Source organism: Coraliomargarita parva (assembly GCF_027257905.1).
In the GTDB taxonomy this organism is placed as follows: Bacteria; Verrucomicrobiota; Verrucomicrobiia; order Opitutales; family Coraliomargaritaceae; genus Coraliomargarita_A; species Coraliomargarita_A parva.
The window spans coordinates 292,907-313,850 of record NZ_JAPZEI010000004.1 but is presented as its reverse complement, the minus strand read 5'-3'; the positions used below and the strand labels follow the sequence as shown (position 1 = coordinate 313,850).

Annotated in this window: 17 protein-coding genes; 15 read left to right on the top strand and 2 right to left on the bottom strand. The window is 59.3% G+C overall.

The window, feature by feature from the left end; all coding sequences use genetic code 11:
- Nucleotides 1-132 precede the first annotated feature (132 nt).
- Both fusA and metF read right to left on the bottom strand, forming a co-directional pair.
- A complete protein-coding gene (fusA, locus tag O2597_RS07695) occupies nucleotides 133-2,265 on the bottom strand; it encodes an elongation factor G (RefSeq protein WP_269523761.1) in 2,133 nt (710 codons plus the stop codon).
- A 293-nt stretch (nucleotides 2,266-2,558) separates the two neighbouring features.
- Nucleotides 2,559-3,455 (bottom strand): methylenetetrahydrofolate reductase [NAD(P)H], encoded by an 897-nt coding sequence (metF, locus tag O2597_RS07690; protein ID WP_269523760.1) that lies wholly within the window; start codon nucleotides 3,453-3,455, stop codon nucleotides 2,559-2,561.
- A 288-nt stretch (nucleotides 3,456-3,743) separates the two neighbouring features.
- On the opposite strand from metF, the gene O2597_RS07685 reads away from it, so the two are divergent.
- The 15 genes from O2597_RS07685 (at nucleotide 3,744) to O2597_RS07615 (ending at nucleotide 20,939) form a co-directional block, all read left to right on the top strand.
- A complete protein-coding gene (locus O2597_RS07685) occupies nucleotides 3,744-4,205 on the top strand; it encodes a division/cell wall cluster transcriptional repressor MraZ (RefSeq protein ID WP_269523759.1) in 462 nt (153 codons plus the stop codon).
- Between the two features lie 228 nt (nucleotides 4,206-4,433).
- Nucleotides 4,434-5,390, top strand: a complete 957-nt coding sequence (gene rsmH / locus O2597_RS07680) for a 16S rRNA (cytosine(1402)-N(4))-methyltransferase RsmH (protein ID WP_269523758.1) — start codon at nucleotides 4,434-4,436, stop codon at nucleotides 5,388-5,390.
- A gap of 17 nt (nucleotides 5,391-5,407) precedes the next feature.
- Nucleotides 5,408-5,785, top strand: a complete 378-nt coding sequence (locus O2597_RS07675) for a hypothetical protein (protein WP_269523757.1) — start codon at nucleotides 5,408-5,410, stop codon at nucleotides 5,783-5,785.
- 21 nt (nucleotides 5,786-5,806) lie between these two features.
- On the top strand, nucleotides 5,807-6,001 hold the full coding sequence (locus O2597_RS07670) for a hypothetical protein (protein WP_269523756.1): 195 nt from the start codon (nucleotides 5,807-5,809) through the stop codon (nucleotides 5,999-6,001).
- A 10-nt stretch (nucleotides 6,002-6,011) separates the two neighbouring features.
- Nucleotides 6,012-7,820, top strand: a complete 1,809-nt coding sequence (locus O2597_RS07665; protein ID WP_269523755.1) for a peptidoglycan D,D-transpeptidase FtsI family protein — start codon at nucleotides 6,012-6,014, stop codon at nucleotides 7,818-7,820.
- Complete coding sequence (locus O2597_RS07660) at nucleotides 7,792-9,387, top strand: UDP-N-acetylmuramoyl-L-alanyl-D-glutamate--2,6-diaminopimelate ligase (protein ID WP_269523753.1); 1,596 nt, start codon at nucleotides 7,792-7,794, stop codon at nucleotides 9,385-9,387. Before O2597_RS07665 ends, O2597_RS07660 begins: the two co-directional genes overlap by 29 nt.
- Nucleotides 9,388-9,390: 3 nt before the next feature.
- Complete coding sequence (locus O2597_RS07655) at nucleotides 9,391-10,767, top strand: UDP-N-acetylmuramoyl-tripeptide--D-alanyl-D-alanine ligase (protein WP_269523751.1); 1,377 nt, start codon at nucleotides 9,391-9,393, stop codon at nucleotides 10,765-10,767.
- A gap of 34 nt (nucleotides 10,768-10,801) precedes the next feature.
- Nucleotides 10,802-11,902, top strand: coding sequence for a phospho-N-acetylmuramoyl-pentapeptide-transferase (mraY, locus tag O2597_RS07650; RefSeq protein WP_269523749.1), 1,101 nt, complete (start codon nucleotides 10,802-10,804; stop codon nucleotides 11,900-11,902).
- A gap of 86 nt (nucleotides 11,903-11,988) precedes the next feature.
- Nucleotides 11,989-13,257 (top strand): UDP-N-acetylmuramoyl-L-alanine--D-glutamate ligase, encoded by a 1,269-nt coding sequence (gene murD / locus O2597_RS07645; RefSeq protein WP_269523748.1) that lies wholly within the window; start codon nucleotides 11,989-11,991, stop codon nucleotides 13,255-13,257.
- A 37-nt stretch (nucleotides 13,258-13,294) separates the two neighbouring features.
- Nucleotides 13,295-14,464 (top strand): LysM peptidoglycan-binding domain-containing protein, encoded by a 1,170-nt coding sequence (locus O2597_RS07640; RefSeq protein WP_269523747.1) that lies wholly within the window; start codon nucleotides 13,295-13,297, stop codon nucleotides 14,462-14,464.
- Between the two features lie 63 nt (nucleotides 14,465-14,527).
- Nucleotides 14,528-15,652, top strand: coding sequence for an FtsW/RodA/SpoVE family cell cycle protein (locus O2597_RS07635; RefSeq protein ID WP_269523746.1), 1,125 nt, complete (start codon nucleotides 14,528-14,530; stop codon nucleotides 15,650-15,652).
- A complete protein-coding gene (locus O2597_RS07630) occupies nucleotides 15,649-16,776 on the top strand; it encodes a UDP-N-acetylglucosamine--N-acetylmuramyl-(pentapeptide) pyrophosphoryl-undecaprenol N-acetylglucosamine transferase (RefSeq protein ID WP_269523745.1) in 1,128 nt (375 codons plus the stop codon). The genes O2597_RS07635 and O2597_RS07630 overlap by 4 nt, the downstream gene beginning before the upstream one ends.
- Nucleotides 16,773-19,076, top strand: coding sequence for a UDP-N-acetylmuramate dehydrogenase (gene murB, locus O2597_RS07625; protein WP_269523743.1), 2,304 nt, complete (start codon nucleotides 16,773-16,775; stop codon nucleotides 19,074-19,076). The genes O2597_RS07630 and murB overlap by 4 nt, the downstream gene beginning before the upstream one ends.
- On the top strand, nucleotides 19,069-20,007 hold the full coding sequence (locus O2597_RS07620; protein WP_269523741.1) for a D-alanine--D-alanine ligase family protein: 939 nt from the start codon (nucleotides 19,069-19,071) through the stop codon (nucleotides 20,005-20,007). The genes murB and O2597_RS07620 overlap by 8 nt, the downstream gene beginning before the upstream one ends.
- Nucleotides 20,004-20,939 carry a cell division protein FtsQ/DivIB gene (locus O2597_RS07615; RefSeq protein ID WP_269523739.1) on the top strand — a complete coding sequence of 312 codons (936 nt, stop codon included), beginning with the start codon at nucleotides 20,004-20,006 and terminating at the stop codon, nucleotides 20,937-20,939. The genes O2597_RS07620 and O2597_RS07615 overlap by 4 nt, the downstream gene beginning before the upstream one ends.
- Nucleotides 20,940-20,944: the final 5 nt, after the last annotated feature.

Below are 20,944 nucleotides of genomic sequence, written 5' to 3'. Positions count from 1 at the left end.
AGAGGTGGTGGATTAGGATTAAGATTAGGATTGGGATTAAGAGTAAGAGGTGGGGGCACAAAAAAGTCCCCGTTCTTTCGAACGGGGACTTTGAAAATCTGACTTCTGTCTTCCGACGTCTGTCCTCTGGAATTACTTCTTCTTGGCTTCTTCGCGCTCCTTGGCCTCCTTGATCACCTGCTCGGCGACGTTCTTCGGGCACGGAGCGTAGTGGGAGAATTCCATGGAGAACTGGCCACGACCGGAGGTCATGGTACGGAGGTCGCCGATGTAACCGAACATTTCGGAGAGCGGTGCGTCGGCCTTGATGCGGATGCCGGTGTTGGCCGGTTCCTGGCTCTTGATCATGCCGCGGCGACGGTTGAGGTCGCCGATGACGTCGCCCATGTTTTCCTCACCGCAGAAGACGTCGAGCTTCATGATCGGCTCGAGGATGTCCGGCTTGCCCTTCGGGATCGACTGGCGGTATGCGGCCTTGGCTGCGATTTCGAAGGCAACTGCGGAGGAGTCGACCGCGTGGAAGCCACCGTCGGTCAGCGTGACCTTGAGGTCCACGGTCGGGTAACCGGCGAGCACACCCTTGCCCATGGAGTTCTTGAAGCCCTTGTCAACCGCAGGCCAGAACTCGCGGGGAACGTTACCGCCGACCACTTTGGATTCGAATTCGTAGGTCTTCTTTTCGCCGTTCTCGTCTTCGACTGCCGGTTCGATGGTGTAGTCGATTTTCGCGTACTGACCGGAACCGCCGGATTGCTTCTTGTGTGTGTAGCTGTCGGTGACCGGAACGGTGATGGTTTCGCGGTAAGCGACCTGCGGCTTGCCGATTTCAGCTTCGACGCCGTAGGTGCGCTTGAGGATGTCGACCTTAATGTCGAGGTGAAGCTCACCCATGCCCTTGAGGATGGTTTCGCCGGAATCCTCGTCGGTTTCAACGCGGAAGGAGGGGTCTTCAGCGACCATCTTACCGATGGCGACGCCGAGCTTTTCAGCCTGGCCTTTATCCTTCGGCTTGACGGCGATGGAGATGACGGGTTCGGGGAAGACCATCGGCTCGAGTGTAGCCGGGTGGTTCGGGTCACACAGGGTGTGGCCGGTCTGTACGGTCTTCATGCCGAGCAGGGCGACAATGTCGCCGGCTTGCGCGGATTCGACTTCGTTGCGGTCGTTGGCGTGCATCTCAACGATACGGCCGACGCGCTCGGTCTTGCCGGTGAACGAGTTGAGAATCGACATGCCCTTCTCCAGCTTACCGGAGTAGATACGTGTGAAGGTCAGGGCGCCGTACTTGTCGTCCATGATCTTGAACGCAAGCGCGCGGAGCGGCTTGTCCACGGAGACTTCCGCTTTGGCGCCGGTCGGATTCCCTTCGGCGTCCACTTCTTCCTGCGGCTCGACTTCGGTCGGGCTCGGCAGGTAGTCGACGACGGCGTCGAGGACCAGTTGGACCCCCTTGTTCTTGAAGGAAGAACCGCAGTAGGTGGGGAAGAAGGAGAGGTTGATGGTGCCCTTGCGGATGCACTTCTTGATCGTAGCCAGGTCCGGCTCGTTGCCTTCGAGGTAGGCTTCCATCGCCTCGTCGTCCTGTTCGACGGCGGTTTCGATGAGTGCTTCACGGTATTCCTCGACCTTGTCGGCCATGTCGGCCGGCACGTCCTGGATTTCGTAGTTCATGGGATCTCCGGAATCATCCCAGACCCAAGCCTTGCGGGTGAGAAGATCGACGACACCCTTAAGGTCGCTTTCGGTGCCGATCGGCAGGACCATGACAAGCGGTACCGCACCGAGCACGGTCTTCACCTGATCGACAACCTTGTAGAAATCGGCACCGATACGGTCGAGCTTGTTGACATAAATGAGACGGGACACTTCCGAGTCATTGGCGTAGCGCCAATTGGTTTCGGATTGGGGTTCCACGCCGCCGGAGCCACAGAACACACCGACGCCGCCGTCGAGGACCTTCAGGGAGCGGTACACTTCAACGGTGAAGTCCACGTGGCCCGGGGTATCGATGATGTTGAAGCGATAGGGCGCATTGGCGTGCTGTTGCTCGCTGCCCGGCCAGAAGCAAGTGGTGGCGGCGGACTGAATGGTAATACCGCGCTCTTGCTCCTGTTCCATGAAGTCGGTTGTGGCCGCACCATCGTGCACTTCACCCAGCTTGTGGATCTTACCGGTGAGCTTGAGGATACGCTCAGTGGTGGTCGTCTTGCCGGCGTCAACGTGGGCGAAGATACCAATATTACGATATTTGGATAGGTCGGTCATGGTCTGTTTGTGTGTTAAACTCGGTTCCGGGCCGCTGCTTTTCTGGGGAAATCAGACGGGCGCAGAGGGTGGAATTTTCGAAAAAGAGGCGGAGATTAGGACTCGCGGCAAATACTGCAAGGCCAGAAAAAGGGAGATTGTGCAGAACTTCGGCCGCGATTTCAGGGCCTGTCCGTGGGGGCGGAGAATGCGGGTTCCCGGTGTCTTGGGCGAACGCTCGGGTTAGGAGGCATTGCGCCGTGGCTCAGCCTCGCTGATCGGGGCCAATTTCCGGCTGCTCCATTTGTGGGAGGCTACGAGCGCTTGTAGAATCCCGCCGCCTGCAGTTTCTCCATCAGGCTGGTCGCAGGCCCTGCGCGGTTCAGTATATAATAATGGATGCCGGGGGCGCCGCGTTCCAGTAGTTCGCGGGCCTGGCGGTAGGTCCAGTCCACGCCGACGGCTTCGATGGCGGTTTTGTCGCCATCGGCGGCAAGGAGCGCATCTTCCAGTTCGCGGGGGAGGCTGGCGCCGCACATCTCACAGAAGCGTTTTGCTTGTTCCAGACTGCTGACCGAGAGCAGGCCCGGGAGAATCGGGATCCGGATACCTGCCTGCCGGCAGCGGTCGACGAATTGAAAGTAGAGTGCGTTGTCGAAGAAGAGCTGTGTGGTGATGAAGGTGGCGCCAGCGTCGACCTTGCGCTTCAGGTTCAGCAGGTCGAGTTCGGGGGAGGGGGCTTCCGGGTGGGTTTCGGGGTAGCCGGCCACGCCGATGGCGCAGTCCGGGTGTTCCTCCCGGATGAGCCGTACCAGTTCGTTGGCGTAGCCCAGTCCCTCAGGGTGCGGCTCAAAACTATCGGCCCCCTTGGGCGGATCGCCGCGCAGTGCCATGATCTGGTCCAGCCCGGCCGACTTGAAGCTCTGTATGATGCCTGCAAGCTCCGAACGGGAGTGCCCCACGCAGGTCAGGTGTGGCATCATGGTGTAGCCATAGTCCTCATGCAGTTTCCGGGCGTAGCCCAGCGTCCGGTCGCGTGTGCTGCCGCCGGCACCGTAGGTGATCGATGCGAAGTCGGGCTTGAACGCTTGCAGGCGCTCGGCGGTGCGCAGTAGGTGCTGCGCCGCTTCTTCGGTCTTCGGGGGGAAGAACTCGATGGAGAAAAGCGGCTCGCCGGATGCGAAGAGCTGATGAAGGGAGGATTGGCTCATTAACGTATCAATAAATAATGATATCTTGATATGTAAAGTTCTATGTGGCGCGCGGCGGTAAAACTTCGGTGGGACAGTATGGCGGGGCGCGCGGGGGGCGTGGTGGGGCGCTTTGTGGGGACGTTTGTTACGAATTATTCAACTGTGAACAAGTGTCTCAAGCGGCTCTGCAAAAGCTACTTAAAGTCCTTATGAACAAGTTGTTCACAATGATTTGCAACAGAAAAGAACTTGACCTGTGGGGGAAAATGGGGCTTTGTGGGGGAAATTGGTTTACGCGCGCATTGGATGGGGATCTTCAAAACAGGGTTATTTGTTGGCGAATACCGCCACAATTTGGACGACAAAGGTCGTCTGACTATCCCTTCGTCTTGGCGTCCCGAGGTCGATTCCGACCAGAACATCTTTCTCGCCGTACCCAATCCAAGTGGCTACGTGACGGTTTATCCGCCGAAGATGATCGCCCAGCTGGAAGAGCGCATGTCTCAGATCAGCATTGCGGACATCGAAGGGCAGAAGGCTGTCGCGGAGTTCATGGCCATGGCTCACAGCTTCAGCTGCGACAAGCAGGGGCGGATCAACTTGAACGACAAGTTGGTCGCCCATGCGAAGATCGGGAAGGAAGCCGTCCTTCTGGGGATGCTGAATTCCTTTAGTATCTACAGTCAAGAGGTCTACGACGCGGTTCAGGCCGAGACGAAGACCGACCCTGAAACCCAGGCCGCGGTCTTCAAGCGGTTCGGCTTATAACCGCTAACGCCATGCGAAGCCTCCTCCAGAACATTGCCCGCGAAAACTACCGTAGCTCGGGTTACATCACCCATCCCGGTAAAGAGCGTCGCACCCCCTGGACCTTTGCTTCGCCGCCACGCAGTCCATTTTTCACCACCAACGCCGTTCGCGACGCACTCCAGCGCCGCGAGCACGCACTTCTCCGCCACCAACACAAACCTACTTCCTTTCTAAGAACTTTCCTGAATGCTCTTATCCGTCGATGACCACGCAGCGGCGACGCACAACAGCGGCCACATTCCCGTCTTGCTCCGCGAGACTTTGGAGGTGTTGGGTCCGCGTGCGGGTGCGCGCTATCTGGACGGGACCTTTGGTGGCGGCGGTCATACCCGTGCACTTCTGAATGCTGCGGAGGGAGTTCATGTTACGGCCCTGGACCGTGATCCCGAAGCCGCGGTCCGGGCGCAAGCCCTGAAGGCCGAATACGGGGAGCGCTTCGAATTCGTGCCGATGAACTTCGGTGACTTGGCTGAGTTGGATGCCGGCGAGTTTGACGGCGCGCTTTTCGATTTCGGCCTTTCCTCTTTTCAACTGGATGACGGTTCCCGCGGTTTTTCCTTCCGCAGTGATGCGCCGGTCGACATGCGCATGAACCCACAGGAGGGCATTTCCGCTGCGGATTTTCTCGAAACGGCGGACGAGGAATCGCTGGTGCGCGCAGTTCGCAACTACGGAGAGGAGAAGCGCTGGCGCCGGGTGGTGAGCTCCATCGTCAAGGCGCGCGGCACCGGACGCTTGCAGCGTACGGCATCCCTCGCCGAGTTGGTCAGTGACGCGGTTGGCCCCGCACCGCGCGGGCGCAAGACCGTGCACCCGGCCACACGGACTTTTCAAGGTATACGAGTAGAAGTGAATGATGAGTTGGGAGCGATCGAGCGCGGCCTGCCGGCTGCGTTCGATCGCCTCCTTTCAGGCGGCGTGCTTGCGGCGATTAGCTTTCACTCCTTGGAGGACCGGATCGTGAAGCGATTCTGCCGCCGCATGGCGGGGCGTCCCGAGCATGCCGGCGACAGCCGCACTCAGGACCAGCGGGTGGTGTTGGCGGAAATGATTTCGACCCGGCCGGTCAGTCCGGCAGAGCAGGAGCTATCCTTGAATCCCCGCAGCCGCAGCGCCCGGTTGCGCGCAGTACGCAAACTTTAACCAACAACGACGACACGATGACATACCTAACTCCACAGACCCGCAAGGCGGGACTCCTGATGATCATGATGATGATCATCATGACGGCGAGCTGCGCCTTCACGATTGTGTGGATGCAACAGCAGATCTCCCGCACCGCTTCCCGCACGAAGCAATTGGAGGCCAATCTGGCCGAAACGGTGCGCAAGTTGAATTACCTCGATGAACGGATTGCCACCATGCACCAACCGGTTGTGTTGCAAGGCAAGGTGGCCGGGGCCCTGCGCCCATCCACGGAAAGTCAGATCGTGTGGGTGAGGGAGCAAACGGCCGGCGCCAACCGCGCCTATGCCATCGCGGCTCCGTACGAAACCACCATGGACCTAGCCTTTGTCGACCTGAATCAACAGCGATAAAACCGACCGGAGAACCCCAGTATGCATATTACCTCAAGCTACTATAGAGACCGCGGGAATACGCGTATCGATAACGACGACATCCAAGAACAAACAACCCGCCTGCCGCAGCGTCCGAATTCACGTGAGAACTGCCCGTTGCGTCCGTCCAAGCAAACACTGCGCCGGCTTGCCCGGCTTCAAGCTATCCAAACCTACCACGGTTCCGCCGCCTGAACTTCGTTAAATGAGTCGAGCTTTTGTTTCCAGTCCACGTGCAAACATCGTCTACAGCGCCATCGCTCTTGCGTTCTGTGTGCTCTTGGGACGCTTGGTCTACCTGCATATCTGGAAGCATGACGAACTCCTTGCCCAGGTAGAGAACAACCGGAAGGTCATGGAGGTGGTCAAGGCGCGCCGCGGGAACATCGTGGACGTGCGGGGCAATATCCTGGCGACGACCCGTACGTCCTATAATGTCGGGGTCGACCCGCAGTCGGTCCGGGAGGAGGATGCGGCACTCCTGCCGGAGTTGGCCCGTCTCCTCGGCGTACCCCTTGCCGAAGTGGAAGCCGCTTTCGAGACGAAGACGCGGAAGGGGGACGCCAGTTCCATGGATGTCCGCCTGATCCGCTGGGCAACCCTGGCCAAGGGGGTGGATGAGGCGACCTATGAGGCGGTCCGGGCTTTGAAGATCCGCGGCGTGTATGGAAATAGCCAATACGCCCGAGCCTATCCCGGAAAGCAGTTGGCGGCCCATGTCCTGGGATATATCAACCACGAGGAGACGCCGGTTACCGGCATAGAGCGGTTTTTCGACTACTACCTGCGCGGGCAGGACGGTTGGCGTGAAACGGAGCGCGACGGCCGTCGCCGTGAGCTAGCCCAGTTTCGCGACCGGGAAGTCGAGCCGACCAATGGCCTGAACGTTGAGCTCAATATCGACCAGATGGTGCAGCACATCGTCGAGCGCGAGATCGATCGTGTGGTGGGTGACTTTGACCCGAAGAGCGTCAGCGTGATTGTGAGTGAACCACGCACCGGCGCGGTTCTGGCCATGGCCAACTATCCGACCTACGATCCGAACGAGTTTTTCGATACGAAGAAATATCCGATCGATTGGCAGCGTAATCGCGCCCTCACGGATGTCATCGAGCCGGGCTCGACGTTCAAGATCGTTCCGGCAGCCGCCGCATTGAATGAAGGAATCGTGCAGCCGGATGATGTGTTCCAGACTGGTGTCGCGCTTGTCAGTTATAAAGGCCGAAACTTGAAACTGCCGGCCGACCACCATGTTTACGACCAACTGTCGGTGAAGGAGATCGTTGTGAAATCGAGTAACCGGGGGGCGGCCCATCTTGGCATGCTGCTTGGCGAACAGCGCCTCCACGATTATGCGGCTGCTTTTGGTTTTGGTGATAAAACCGGTTGTGCGCTGGGGGGAGAGGTCGACGGGACCCTCCACCCGGTTCGAAATTGGGACGGGTTGACGATTACGCGCATGCCGATGGGCCACGCCATCAGCGCCACGCCCATGCAGGTGCATTCCGCGATGTCAGTCATCGCGAATGACGGGGTACTGATGCAGCCGCAGATTGTGAAGCGTATCTTTGACTCGCGCGGGCAGAACCTCGTCTCGTTTGCGCCCAAGGCCAAGCGCCGCGTGGTTTCCGCTGAGGTGGCCCACGAAGTTTCGGAGATGCTCACTCAGGTCGTCAGCACAGAAGGGACGGCACGCAAAGCGATGATCAAAAACTACTCGGTCGCCGGGAAAACCGGGACGACCCAGAAGATCATCGATGGCCGTTATTCCAGCCGGCATCACGTGGCGTCTTTTACCGGTTTCCTCCCGGCTGAAAAACCCCAGTTGGTCATTACCGTAGTGGTCGACGATCCCCGTGGTACGGGGTATGGAGGTTCGGTCTCCGCGCCGGCCTTCCGCAATATCGCCGAAGCCTGCATTACCTACCTCGGAATCCGTCCGTCCAAACCTGATAACTCATTCCTTGCCTTGGAGCACCCTCCCTATGATCGGTCTCGCCGACTTTCAAATTAGTACGCTACTGGCAGCAGCCAGTTCCCGTCAGTCCTATTCCCGCCGCTTCAAATCCGAATCCAGCCGCGGTAGTGGTTCCTTGAACCCACGTCTGGAGGCACTCGTGCGCGGATTGCCTTCGAAGAGTCGCAAGCTGGGCTCGGACGCACGGGTGACCTGCCTGATCACTGACAGCCGACGGGTTGTTCCGGGTGCGCTCTTTTTTGCCATCGGCGGACTGCGGACCGATGGGAATTACTACATCGAGGAAGCTGTGGATCGGGGAGCGGTCGCGATTGTCACGGAGCAGGACCTGGGCGCACGCTTTCCCATCGACTTCATCCAGGTCGAGGATGTCCGCGAGGCATTGGCCGTCGTGTCCCGCAGCTTTTACGATTTTCCGGACAAGAGCCTGAACATGATCGGGATCACGGGGACCAATGGAAAGACCACGGTGTCAATGTTGACCCAGCATTTGATCGGCGGCCAGGACCAGGTCGGCTTGATCGGCACGATCCGCTATGATCTGGGGCGTCGGACCCTGCCATCCTTCCGCACGACACCGGAGTCGGTCGATGTCTACGCCATGCTTTCGCAGATGAAGGACAACGGCTGCAAGGATGCGGTGATGGAGATCAGCTCTCACGGCATCGACCAGAAGCGTATCTACGGGATGGAGATCGAGGTCGCCGCTTTCCTGAACCTGACCCAGGACCACATCGATTATCATAAGTCAATGGATGCCTATTTCCGGGCCAAACAGGGGCTGTTCCAGGGGGATGCCGGGTCGTTGCCGCGCAAGGCGGTCATCAACGTGGACTGCAAGTACGGGCGTATGTTGCTCTCCGGCATGCCCACCACCATGGAGGTCGAGACCTTCGCGATCGACCAGACGGCCGATGTGCAGGCACGCGAGGTGCAGCTCTTCGCGAACCGGACTGAATTCCTGCTTTCGTGGCCGGAGGGGCAGGTCCGGGTGGTCTCTCCCTTGCTGGGCCGTTACAACGTCAGCAACTTGCTGGCGGCTTTGACCATCGGGCGTGCGCGCGGGCACAAGATCGAAGCCATGCTGGAACGTCTGCCGACTTTTTCTTCGGTTCCGGGGCGGATGGAGCGCATCGATTGTGGGCAGGACTACAATGTTCTCGTCGATTATGCGCATACGGATGACGCCTTGAAACATGCCTGTGAGATGTTGCGCGAGCTGACTGAAGGCCGCCTGATTGTCGTCTTCGGCTGTGGCGGCGATCGCGACCGTTCCAAGCGTGCGCCGATGTTGCAAGCGGTGGTTTCGGGGGCGGATGTGGTCTTTGCCACATCGGACAATCCGCGCTCCGAGCCGCTGGACCAGATCTTTATCGACATGCAGGAGGGCCTGTCGTCGGGCTCGGATGTCCAGTTTGTCGAAGACCGCAAACGTGCGATCTCGCTGGCTTTGGATGCGGCGCGTCCGGGCGATTGCGTCTTGATTGCCGGCAAAGGGCATGAGGCCTATCAGGAATTCAACGGAACGGTGATCCCATTCGATGACCGGCACATTGCCCGTGAACTGATCGAACTGAAACACCCGGAGTTGGGGCAGGGCTGAGGCATGCTTTATGACCCGCAGGCAATTGAACAATGGTCCGGTGGACAATGGCAAGGCGAAGCGCCGGAGCGCATTACCGGATTCGCCTTCGATGCACGCCAGCTTAAGCCCGGCGAGTGCTTCTTTGCCTTGAGCGGAGGGCTGCGGGACGGACACGAATTTGTCGCTCAAGCCTTGCTCAAAGGGGCCTCGGCAGTTGTGGTTGAGCGTATCTTGCCATTGGACATTCCCCAGTTGGTGGTGACGGATAGCCTGCGCGCCATGGGCAAGATCGCCGCGGGGATCCGCTCGCGCTTTTCCAAGCCGGTGATCGGTGTCACCGGCAGCGCAGGTAAGACGTCGACCAAGGAGATGCTCTACGCTGTCCTGGGGCCGGAACGCACGCATGCGACAGCAGGCAACTGGAACAACCGGATCGGTGTGCCCATGACTCTCTTTGGCCTTGATGCCAGAAAAGAGGATTACGCGGTCATTGAGGCGGGCATCAACCAGCCGGGGGAAATGGCGCTGCTGGGCCAGATGATCGCGGCGGATTTGTGCATTGTGACCATGATCGGGGCCGCCCACCTCGAGTTGCTGGGTAGTTTGGAAGGCGTGGCTCGTGAAAAAGCCTTGCTCGCGGATTTCGCGGTGAGTGATTCGCCGATTATCCTGCCGAATGCGGCCCTCCAGTATCCTTCGTTTCGCAAGTTGGCGCGGCGTGCCATCGTCCTGGCCCGGCAAGGCGAAGTGATCTTCGGAAATCCGCGGGTGGTCGTTCACTATGAGCGGAGTGATGCGGGGCCGGGGCGGAGTTGTCTGCGCTTGGAAGGCGAAGAATTCCCCGAATGCTTTGAATTGGCGAGCCGGAGCCATGGAATTTGCAGTAATGCCGCCTTGGTCATCCTTGCAGCGCGGGAGCTGGGCTTGGACTTGGGGCAGGTTCGGGAACGCCTGTCCGTCTGGCGCCCTGCACCGGCGCGGGGCTGTGTGGCCGAATCTGAAGGGCGTTGGTACTACATCGATTGCTACAACGCGAACCCGTCCTCCATGGTGGATGCCATGGCTGCGTTTGCCGCTTCTGTGGATGAATCCACGCCGCGTTGCTATGTGCTGGGAGCGATGAATGAACTGGGAGAATCGTCAGTCGAATGGCACCGGAGTACGACTGCGCAGCTCGCTCCGCGGGCAGGGGACTGTCTCTATTTAGTCGGGCCCAAGCGATTGACGACCGCCTATCGTGACGGCGCCCTGGAGGCCGGGTGGTCCGCCGGATCTCTGCGTGAGGCAGAAAATGCGGAAAATCTGAAATCCTTCGTTGCCGAACGCGAAGGGGCCATCTTTCTGAAAGGGAGCCGGAGCTACGCATTGGAAATGCTGCTGCCCGAAACGCTCCGCTAAAAATCATACTTTTAACTTACGACCGACACTTTGCATGCTCAGCTATCTTGCCGACCTTGAAGCTTACTTTGGACCACTCCGCCTTTTTCGTTACATCACGCTTCGTGCTGCCGGTGCCGGGCTTACCTCGCTAGTGATCGGGTTCATGATCGGGCCCTGGCTGTTTGCCAAACTCCGTGCCCTCCGTGCCCGTCAATCGCTGCGCGGCCAGGATGAGGTCGGGGAATTGGCCAAGCTGCATGCCACCAAGGCGCAGACCCCGACGATGGGCGGGCTGATGATTTGCATTTCCGTGGTTGGCAGCACGCTGCTTTGGGCCCGACCGAATGTCTATGTCTTCACTGCCATGCTGGTCTATGTCGGACTCACGGTGATCGGTTTTCTGGATGATTACCTGAAGGTGGCGAAGCGCAATAGCGCGGGATTGCCGGGACGATGGAAACTGGCGGGGCAGGCGCTCTTGACCTTGCTTTCCGTGTGTGTGCTGATGGCTTTTCCGGAGTCGGCCGCGCGTATGCGGGAGCTTTGGGTCCCGTTCTACAAGGATGTACTTGTGACCCAGATGCCATTCTGGTTTCTGATCCCCTTCCTCTTCCTGATTCTCGCGGGTTCCAGTAATGCGATTAATTTGACGGACGGGGTGGACGGCTTGGCTATCGGCTGCACGGTCACTTCCGCGCTCGCCTACATGATCATGGCCTATGTGACCAGTCACGCCCTGATCGCGGATTATCTTTTGATCAGCCACAATCCGCAGGCCGGTGAATTGACTGTGGTCTGCTCGGCCTTGCTGGGAGCGAGCCTCGCCTTTCTCTGGTATAACTCGCATCCGGCTGAGGTTTTCATGGGCGATACAGGCTCGCTTGCGCTAGGTGGGCTGATCGGTATGATTGCCTTTATGGTGCACCAACCGCTCACCCTGATCATCGTCGGCGGTATCTTTGTCATGGAGGCGGGTTCGGTCATTCTCCAGGTCGGCTCTTTCAAGCTTCGTAAAAAGCGTATTTTCAGAATGTCGCCGATTCACCACCATTTCGAGCTGGGCGGCTGGCATGAAAACAAGGTGGTGATTCGTTTCTGGATCCTTTCCCTTATCTTTGCCATGGCCGGCCTCGCGACTCTGAAGTTGCGTTGACCGTCCCGCACGATTACCTTTCTCTGGTGCCCAGATGATCGACCTTCCCCATTCGACTTTCCTGCTGAAACTGCATGGAGTTTGCCATGGCTGAGCGAATTGCAGTTTTTGGTGCGGGAGTCAGTGGGTGTGCTGCCGCAGCCTTGGCAAAGGAGCAGGGGGCGGATGTCCGTATTTATGACGAACAAGGAAGAGGGGACGCGGCAAGGGTGGATGCCTCGGAGCTGTCCGGTTTCGACCTCCTGGTCTTTAGTCCGGGATTTTCCGGGCGACACCCCTGGCGTATTTTGGCGGAAGCTTCGGGAAAGCCGATCTATGGCGAGTTGGGGTATGCGGCCCGTTATTGGAAAGGGCAGCAGATCGGGGTGACCGGCACCAACGGTAAGACCACCTTGACGCGTTTGCTGGCTTCTGCCTTCGAGAACTGCGGTCATACCACGGTCGCGGTTGGCAACATTGGCGTGCCCCTCAGCGAGGTGGTGCTTTCGGATTTGAACCAGCCGGAGAGTATCGCGGTCTGTGAAATCAGCTCTTTCCAGGCGGAGATGCCGGAGGGCCTCTCGCTGGACGGCTTGTTGTGGACGAATTTTGCCGAAGATCATCTGGACCGCTATGCCACGATGGAGGAATATTTTAACGCGAAATCACGCTTGTTCGGGACGCTGAAGGAGGATGCGATTTGCGTGGTCGGGGAGGCTGTGGCCAACTGGATCGAGTTATACTGCCGGCATTTCAATGCCTGTGCGATTGCATACGGAGATCCGGTGCTATACGAGCAATTGGACGCGGATTCCCCTTTTCGTCGTCATCCCTATTCCGAGAACTTCGCCTTGGCTGCCGAATTCTGGTGGCTGATCGGGCAGAAGACCGAGTGTCTGATCAAGACGGCGAATGCCTTCGTCTTGTCGGAACACCGGCTTTCGGTCGTTGCCGAATGGGGCGGGGTGCGATTTTGGAATGATTCCAAAGCAACTAATTTTCACGCGACCTTGGCGGCGATTCACGCCAGGAGAGGTCATCGTATTGTCTGGGTTGGGGGCGGACAGTCGAAAGGTGGCGACCTCCAGTATTTTGCGAAATCCGTGGCGGGGCAGGTTGACCAGATTTTTCTTTACGGAGAGGTGGCCGGGGCCATGGCGGCGGCCCTCGGTGCGCAGTCGACTCCGGTCGAGGTGCACCCGCTCTGTGAAGATGCGATTCGCGCGGCTTGCGCCGCCGCTCTGGCGAATCCGCCGGCCGAGGTCGTCTTCAGCCCGGGCTTTGCCAGTTTTGACCAGTTTTCGTCTTATTCGGAGCGTGGAAAATGCTTCGTTTCCATAGTTTTAGGTTTGAAGCAATCGTCTCAAACGCAGTAGTCTTCAACCATACAGGCCAACCTATACTGAAAGTAACATGAAAGTTTCCAAAATCTTCGGATTTGTCCTCTTTTTACACCTCGGCGTGATCGGGGTGCTCATCGTCCAACCGGGATGCAGCACGACCCAACCGCCGACCCAGACATACCAGCAAAAGAGCACGCTCAGCGGCAATCCCATCCGTCCGACCGCCGATGGGCTGATTCCTGCCACACGGGTTGATTCCGGTCTGGATGCCGCCTTCAATGCCGGTTTCGAGGACGACCGCTATGCGCCACAGCGCCCGGACAATGAATTTGCGGAATTCGACGGGATCGGTGCGCTCGAGCCCATCCCCTCTATCCCCACCGTTGATATCGCAGGTCCTTCCTATGAAACCTATACGGTCAAGAAGGGCGACAGCCTCTGGGGGATCTCCAAGCGTTACAATGTTTCGGTAAGCGAACTGACTGCCGCGAACGGTCTGGACAAAAATGCGATGCTGAAGATCGGCCAGCAGCTTCAAATTCCGGTAGAAGGTAGTACCGCAATGGTGACCACGGTGACGCCGGATGCCTACCAGCCGACAGCTTACAACACGGGTACGCAGACCTACAAGGTGCGGGCCGGTGATACGCTTTCCAAAATCGCCAAGAAGTTTGATACCACGGTCAATGCCATCAAGGCGCTGAACAGCAAGAGCAGTGACATCATTCGCGTGAACGAGGAACTTCTCATTCCCGGTACAGCGACTTCGACCCCGGTTCCCGCTGCTTCGTCGGGCAGTTCCACACCGGCTCCGGTGCTGACCAGTGGTTCCGGTGATTACCGCACCCACACGGTCAAGTCGGGAGAGTATCCGGCAACCATTGCCCGCAAATACGGGATGACGACCAATGAATTGCTCGCGCTGAACGGTATCACCGATCCGCGCAAGCTGCAGGTCGGTCAAAAGCTCAAGGTCAGCGGCAGCGGCAGTGCTGCCAATGTCGACAGCAAGACCGAAACCGTGGTGAGCCCGGCGCCGGCGCCGGCGCCGACCCCGACCCCGGCGCCCAGTTCCGAGCCGATCGCGATCCGGGTGATTGAAGCGGATCCGCTGGTCGAAGGTGAAGCCACCGAGTTGAACGTCACGACCCCGGCCCCAGCCCCGGCCCCGACGACGGACGATGCGGACGCGATGTTCGAAGATGCCATCGAGATCCCTGTGATCCGTATGGAGGAGTAAGCCCGTCATGGCACAGCCCCACACCGGCACATTCAGGCAGCACGGATGAGCACCCGTATGGCCATGCGAAGTTCCTTGTGGCGGATACCGCCCGCCGGAGTCTTCGTCAGCCTGATCGTCATTGCGCTCACATTTCTCGGTCTCGTGATCCTTTTTAGTGCGTCCCAAGCGATGCACGACGATCCGACTGTTTTATTGAGGAAGCAATTGATGTGGTTGGGTTTTGCCACCATTGCAGGCGGAGTCGCCTACTTGGTGGACTTGGAGGCGCTGCGTCCCTATGCCTACATCCTGGCCGGAATCGCGGGCCTGCTCTTGGTGCTGGTCATGGTACCCGGCATCGGTGTGCGGGTGAATGGCGCCCAGCGCTGGATCGATTTCGGCCCGATGCGTCTACAGGTATCCGAAATCGGCAAGCTCGGTCTCCTCTTCATGCTTTCCAGCTATCTCGCGGCCAACCGGCGCAACCTCGATCAATTCCTCCGTGGCTTCGCTTATCCTTGCTCCATGCTCGCGGTCATCTGCGGCCTCATCATTGTCGAGCCTGACTTTGGTACCGCGTTCCTTTGCGGTTTGGTGGGGGGTACCATGCTCTTTCTGGCCGGGGTTCGCTTACGCTTCCTGATCCCGAGTGCCTTGTGTGCCCTCTCGCTCTTTGCCCTGGCGATCTACCACGATCCGGTTCGTTTGAAGCGGATTACTTCCTTCCTCGATGTGGAGGCCAACCGGAGCGACAGCGCCTACCAGCTTTGGCAGGGGATCCTTGCCTTTGGTGCGGGGGGCGTGGAAGGCGTGGGGCTGGGCGCCGGTCGCCAGCAGATGTCTTTCCTTCCGGAGGCTCATACCGACTTTATCTTCGCGATTGTCGGGGAAGAGCTCGGCCTCGCATTCACCGCAGGTGTGGTCATTCTTTTCATGACCCTGTTTTTTGTCGGGGTGCTTCAGTTGCGCCGGGCGCCCAACCTCTACCAGTTTTTGCTCGTGCTGGGGGCCTTGCTCTTCATTACCTTCCAGGCCCTGATTAATATCGGTGTGGTCACGGGCTGCCTTCCGACCAAAGGCATGTCTTTGCCGTTTATTTCCTACGGTGGTTCCAACCTGGTTTTCATGTTTACCCTTATTGGATTGATTCTCAATGGGTTCCGTACTTGGGAAATGCCTGTGCTGCGGAGGCAGCGTGAGCTATGAGCAAGTTGCTGATTGCCTGTGGTGGCACCGGAGGCCACCTCGCTCCCGGTATCGCCCTCGCTGAAGAACTGCAAGGGCGGGGGCACGAGTGCGTGCTGTTAATCAGCCAGAAGGAGGTGGACTCGGCCCTGACACGGAAGTACTCGCATCTGAACTTTGTGAAGACGCCGGGGATGGCCTTTGCCGGTGGTTTGGGGGCGCGGCTTCGTTCCGTTTGGAGCATGCTGTCCGCCTGTCTCTTTGCCCGGCGCTTGCTTCGCGATGAGAAACCTCAGCTGGTCTTTCTGTTTGGCGGTTTTCTTTCGGTCGGGCTCGGATTTGCCGCGAGGATAACAGGGGTACCCGTTGCGCTCCATGAAGCCAATTGCCGGCCGGGTAAGGCGGTGCGTCTGATCAAGCGTCTGGCCCACCGGGTGTATCTGCCGGATGGTCTCCGCTTGAAGGGCTTGTCCCGCAATCAGGTCCGTTATCTGGGTTACCCGATCCGTCAGGACATCAAGCACATCCTCAAGGCGGAAGCATGGAAGAAGCTGAAGATTGAAGTGCCGAACAAGTTGCTTGTGGTGATCGGAGGTAGCCAGGGGGCGGCTGCTTTAAACGATTGGGTCACTCGAGCTTTCCCCGAGCTGGCTCAGGCGGGCATTACGGTCTATTGTGTGACCGGTCTCGGGAAAAGCGCGCTTGGCACGATTCATGAAGTGGGTGCCAACGGCGAGGATATCTCGGCCACATTTGTCCCGTTTTCCGAGTCGATGGGCGATGTGCTTTCCGCCGCGGACCTGGTTATTTCCCGTGCGGGCGCCGGCGCGATTGCGGAGATTATCCACTGCCGTGCGCCGTCGATCCTGGTGCCGTATCCCTATGCGGCGGACGACCATCAAATGGCCAATGCCCTTGTGCTGGAGCAGTATGGTGCCTGTCTGGTGGTACCCGAGGCTGAGAGCGGGACATTGATCGCCGAAGTGAAGGATCTGATGTTCAACGATTGGATGCTCAGTCAGTTCAAGTCCAACCTGGCGCGCCTGGATCGTTTCAATTCATCCAAGAAGATCGCGGCGGATCTGGAATTCCTCATTTCGGAGGCCGACGCCCGGACCGGAAGCGCCGGAAAGTTTGCGGTATGAGCGGCGACTCCCAGAGATACCTTTTCCTCGGTGTCGGGGGGATGGGCATGGCGCCATTGGCGGCCTGGATGGCCCGGTCCGGGTATTCGATTTCCGGATACGATGACTACCTTAGGGAGCCGGTTCGCGCCTTTCTTGAAGATGCGGGCGTCGGTTTGGCGGATCTATGCCTGCCGGAGCACGTTTCAGCCCATGATGTGGTCGTGTATTCCAGTGCGATCCGATCCGGGCACCGCCTGCTAGAGGCCGCCCGTTCGGCCGGCTTGCGCTGTGTCCGGCGCGGCCGGATGCTGGCCGAAATCGCTTCGAGAAAGCGACTGATTGCGGTGGTCGGCAGCCACGGAAAGACCACGACCTCAGGCATGATCGCGCATGCCATCCATCAGGCCGACCTGCCGGCCGATTTTATCCTGGGCGGTTTCTTTTCGGGGGCCGGACCTGCGCCGGCCCGGGCGACCGGTTCCGATTGGCTGGTTGCCGAGGTGGACGAGAGTGACGGGACGATCGATGCCTTCTGTCCGGAAGTGACGCTTTTGCTCAATATCGACTGGGACCACCCGGACCAGTATGAGGATCCGAATCGAATCGAATCAGCCTTCGGTGCACTGCTGCGCCGGACCCGCGGGACCGTGCTCCTGCCTTCCACCGGCAATTTCTCAGCCGGTCTGCTGGATGGTGTACAGGCTCGGGTTCGGACTTACGGGGAGGCCGGCGAGTATGCCGTCTGTACTTCGCCTAAGGGCACACTTGAGCTGAGTGGGGCCTTTCCCTCCTGTTCCGTCGGCGCGCCTACGGCGGGACGCTTCAACCAGAGCAACGGGGCGGCCGCTTTGTCAGTCCTGGCACAGATTGGGAAGTCTTTTCCAGAAGACTGCCTCTCCAGTTTCCGGGGCATGGCGCGCCGGCAGACGACCTTGCTGGAAGAGGAGGGCTTGGTCCTGATCGAGGACTACGCCCACCACCCGAGCGAGATCAATGCCTTGCTTGACAGTCTGCGTCTACGCTGGCCCGCGCATCGGCAAGTCGTCGTATTTCAGCCGCACCGCTACAGCCGCACTCGTGCGTTCAAGGATGCGTTTGCACAATCCTTGGGTACTGCGGATGCGCTATATTTGCTGCCTGTTTATGCCGCCCACGAATGTGATGAGGCCGGGGGGCGGACTCTCGATCTCGCCGCGGCATTTTCCGAGCCGCCATGTTGTCTCGAGATGAACCTTCAAGGCTTGAGAACCTTGCGGGAGGCGGCTCAGGGAGACGCTACCTTATTGGCCTTTGTCGGTGCCGGTGATATCGGCGAGTATGCGGGCGTCTACAAGTCCATGGTCCGGCAAGAATGGGATCCTGCCGCCGCTTGGCTGGACTACCTGAAGCCACGGGTCTCGCCTCAGTGCCTGCTCAAGCTGAACGAGCCACTGGCCGGCAAGACCACGATGCGTGTGGGGGGGGCTTCCCGTTTCTACGCGGAACCGGCCTGCCTGAGCGATTTACGGGCCCTGCTTGAATCGGCCCGGTTTTTCGGACTCCCGGTGTTCTCGCTGGGGCGTGGCTCGAATCTGGTGGTGCCGGATGAGGGCTATGACGGCCTGGTGCTGCGGCTGAACGGTGGTATCTGGCGTCAGGTGAGCTTTCTTCCGGACGGGCGTGTCTGGGCCGGTGCGGGTGTCCGCTTGAAGGAGATCTGCGGGCATGCGGCCAAGGCTGGCTTGTCCGGCTTTGAATTTCTTGAAGGTATCCCCGGAGCGGTCGGTGGCGCATTGCGGATGAATGCGGGGGCGATGGGGAACTGGATGTTCGATGTGGTCGAGCGTGTGCAGTACCTGGACGGCGATGGGCGCTTGTTGGATGCCCCAAAGGAGGCGTTCCACTTCGGCTATCGCAAGGTGGAGGAAATCAGCCGGGGGATCGCTTTGGGCGCGATCCTGAAGGCGCCTGAGCTGGAGGATGAGGCCGCGATCCGCAACCGTATGGACTCTTATGCGGGAAGCCGGAAGGAGAGCCAGCCCCGAGCGCCGAGTGCCGGTTGTATTTTCAAGAATCCGGAGGGGAACTATGCCGGTAAGCTGATCGATGAACTGGGCATCAAGGGGCTCTCGGTTGGCGCGGCCGAGGTGTCGACTGTCCATGGCAACTTCATCGTGAACAACGGGGGGGCCACTGCGGCGGATATCATCGAGCTGGTCCGGCAGGTCCGCGAGCGGGTAAAGCATCGCTCCGGTTATGTGCTTGAACCCGAGGTCCTTTTATTAGGGAAATCATGGGATGAGGTTTTAAACGAAGAGGAGACCGCATCGAATGGCTGAACTGGAATCAATCGTAGTCTTGTATGGAGGCGTGGGATCGGAGCGCGAAGTTTCGCTGGCTAGTGGGCGCGCACTGGCGGAAGCACTGGGTGCACGCTATCCGGTGACCCTTTTGGACTTGTCGTCCGAGTCCTTGCCGCCGGAGATCGACGGCGGCCGTTCCGTTGTATTTCCCGCACTCCATGGCAGTTTCGGGGAAGACGGCCGCTTACAGGCGCTGATGGATGCCGCCGGGGTTGAATATGCCGGGAGCGGAGCGGAGGCCAGCCGTCTCTGTATGGACAAGGCTGTGACCAAGGAAAAGGCGCGTGAGCTGGGAATCCCGGTTCCGGATAGTCTGGTTTTTGACGGGCGTCAGGCGCCTTTGGCGGATGAGGTGATTGCCCGTCTGGGCTCCTCGCTGGTGATCAAGCCGGTGGACCAGGGGAGCAGCGTGGGCTTGCATTTCACCGAGCACCGTTCCGCGCTGGGGGTGACCCTCTCCATGATCAGTGAAGGTCGCTGGCTGATCGAGCAGCGCATCCGGGGGCGTGAGTTGACCGTGGGGCTGCTGAACGGCGCCGCCATGGGGATCGTCGAGATCAAGAGCGCCTCAGGGGTGTATGATTACAAGGCAAAGTACACGCCGGGCTCGACCGTGTATGAGTTCCCGGCGGCTCTACCGCCAGCGGTGGAGGCGCGGGTCAAAGCCCACGCCGAGCAACTCTACGATGCCTGCGGATGCCGTGATTTCGCCCGGATCGATTTCCTGCTCGACGGTTCACGCGCGTACTTTCTCGAGATCAACACCTTGCCCGGCCTGACGGCTACCAGTTTGCTACCGAAGAGTGCGACATGCGTGGGCTTCGATTTTGAAGCCTTGGCCGTGGAACTTGTCGGGCCGGCGATTCGCCGTTTCGAAGTCCGTGACGGAAAGGGGACGGTTTCGTGATCGGACGCGGCAGCGAGAAAGGCAGTACCTCGGCGAGCGGGTCGCAGAGTTGGCGCGAACTGGCCGGGCCCCGCCGCAAGCGCATCAATTCGCCTCAGGCCAAGAAGCGCCGCCGCGAGCAGTGGTTCAAGCTGTTTCTTGTGCTTCTGTCCGCTCTGGCTTTGGGTGGGGCGGTCACGGCCTTCGTACTCATGCGTGAGCAGGTGGAGGAGAAGATCGAGATCAAGCCGCCTTCGCGGCCGATCGAACGCATCCTTTTCAATACCAACGGGGTCTTGCCGAATACCTGGCTGAGCTCCGTGATCCGTCTCCAACCGGGGACCGAGATGATGGACGTGGACATCCACGCGCTCAAGCTGCAGCTCGAAAAAGAGGGGCAAGTGAAGATGGCGGAGGTCAAACGCGTGTTTCCCAGTGCCCTTCAGATCTCGGTGGAAGAGCGGGTGCCGGTCATGCGTCTTCTGGCAACACTACCGGACGGGAGTCGTCGGCAGCGGATCGTCGCGCGCGATGGCGTGGTGTACGACGGGCTTGGCTATCCTCGTTCCACATTGCATAACCTGCCTTACATTATTCCCTATCAGAAAGCGGACGGTCAGGTATTTCCTTTGAAGGGGATCGAGCATGTCGCCGATCTGCTGGACCAGGCGCGCCAAGACTTTCCCGCGCTTTACGCCGGCTGGCAAGTGGTGGACTTGCGGCATTTTTCCGGTGATATCGAGATGCCGGGACAAGTGGTCGAGGTGCGCTCCAAGCTGGTGCCCCGGGTGATCTTCGGGGCTTCCTCCGATTTCGGGCAACAGCTTGACCGGCTGCAATATATCCTCAGCTATGTACAACGCAGGGGCGATCCTTCGATCGAGCGAATCGATCTTTCTTTACGTGATGCGGCCGCAGTGCAGTTTAGCAGTGGGCGCGTCGGAACTTTTTAAGCTGT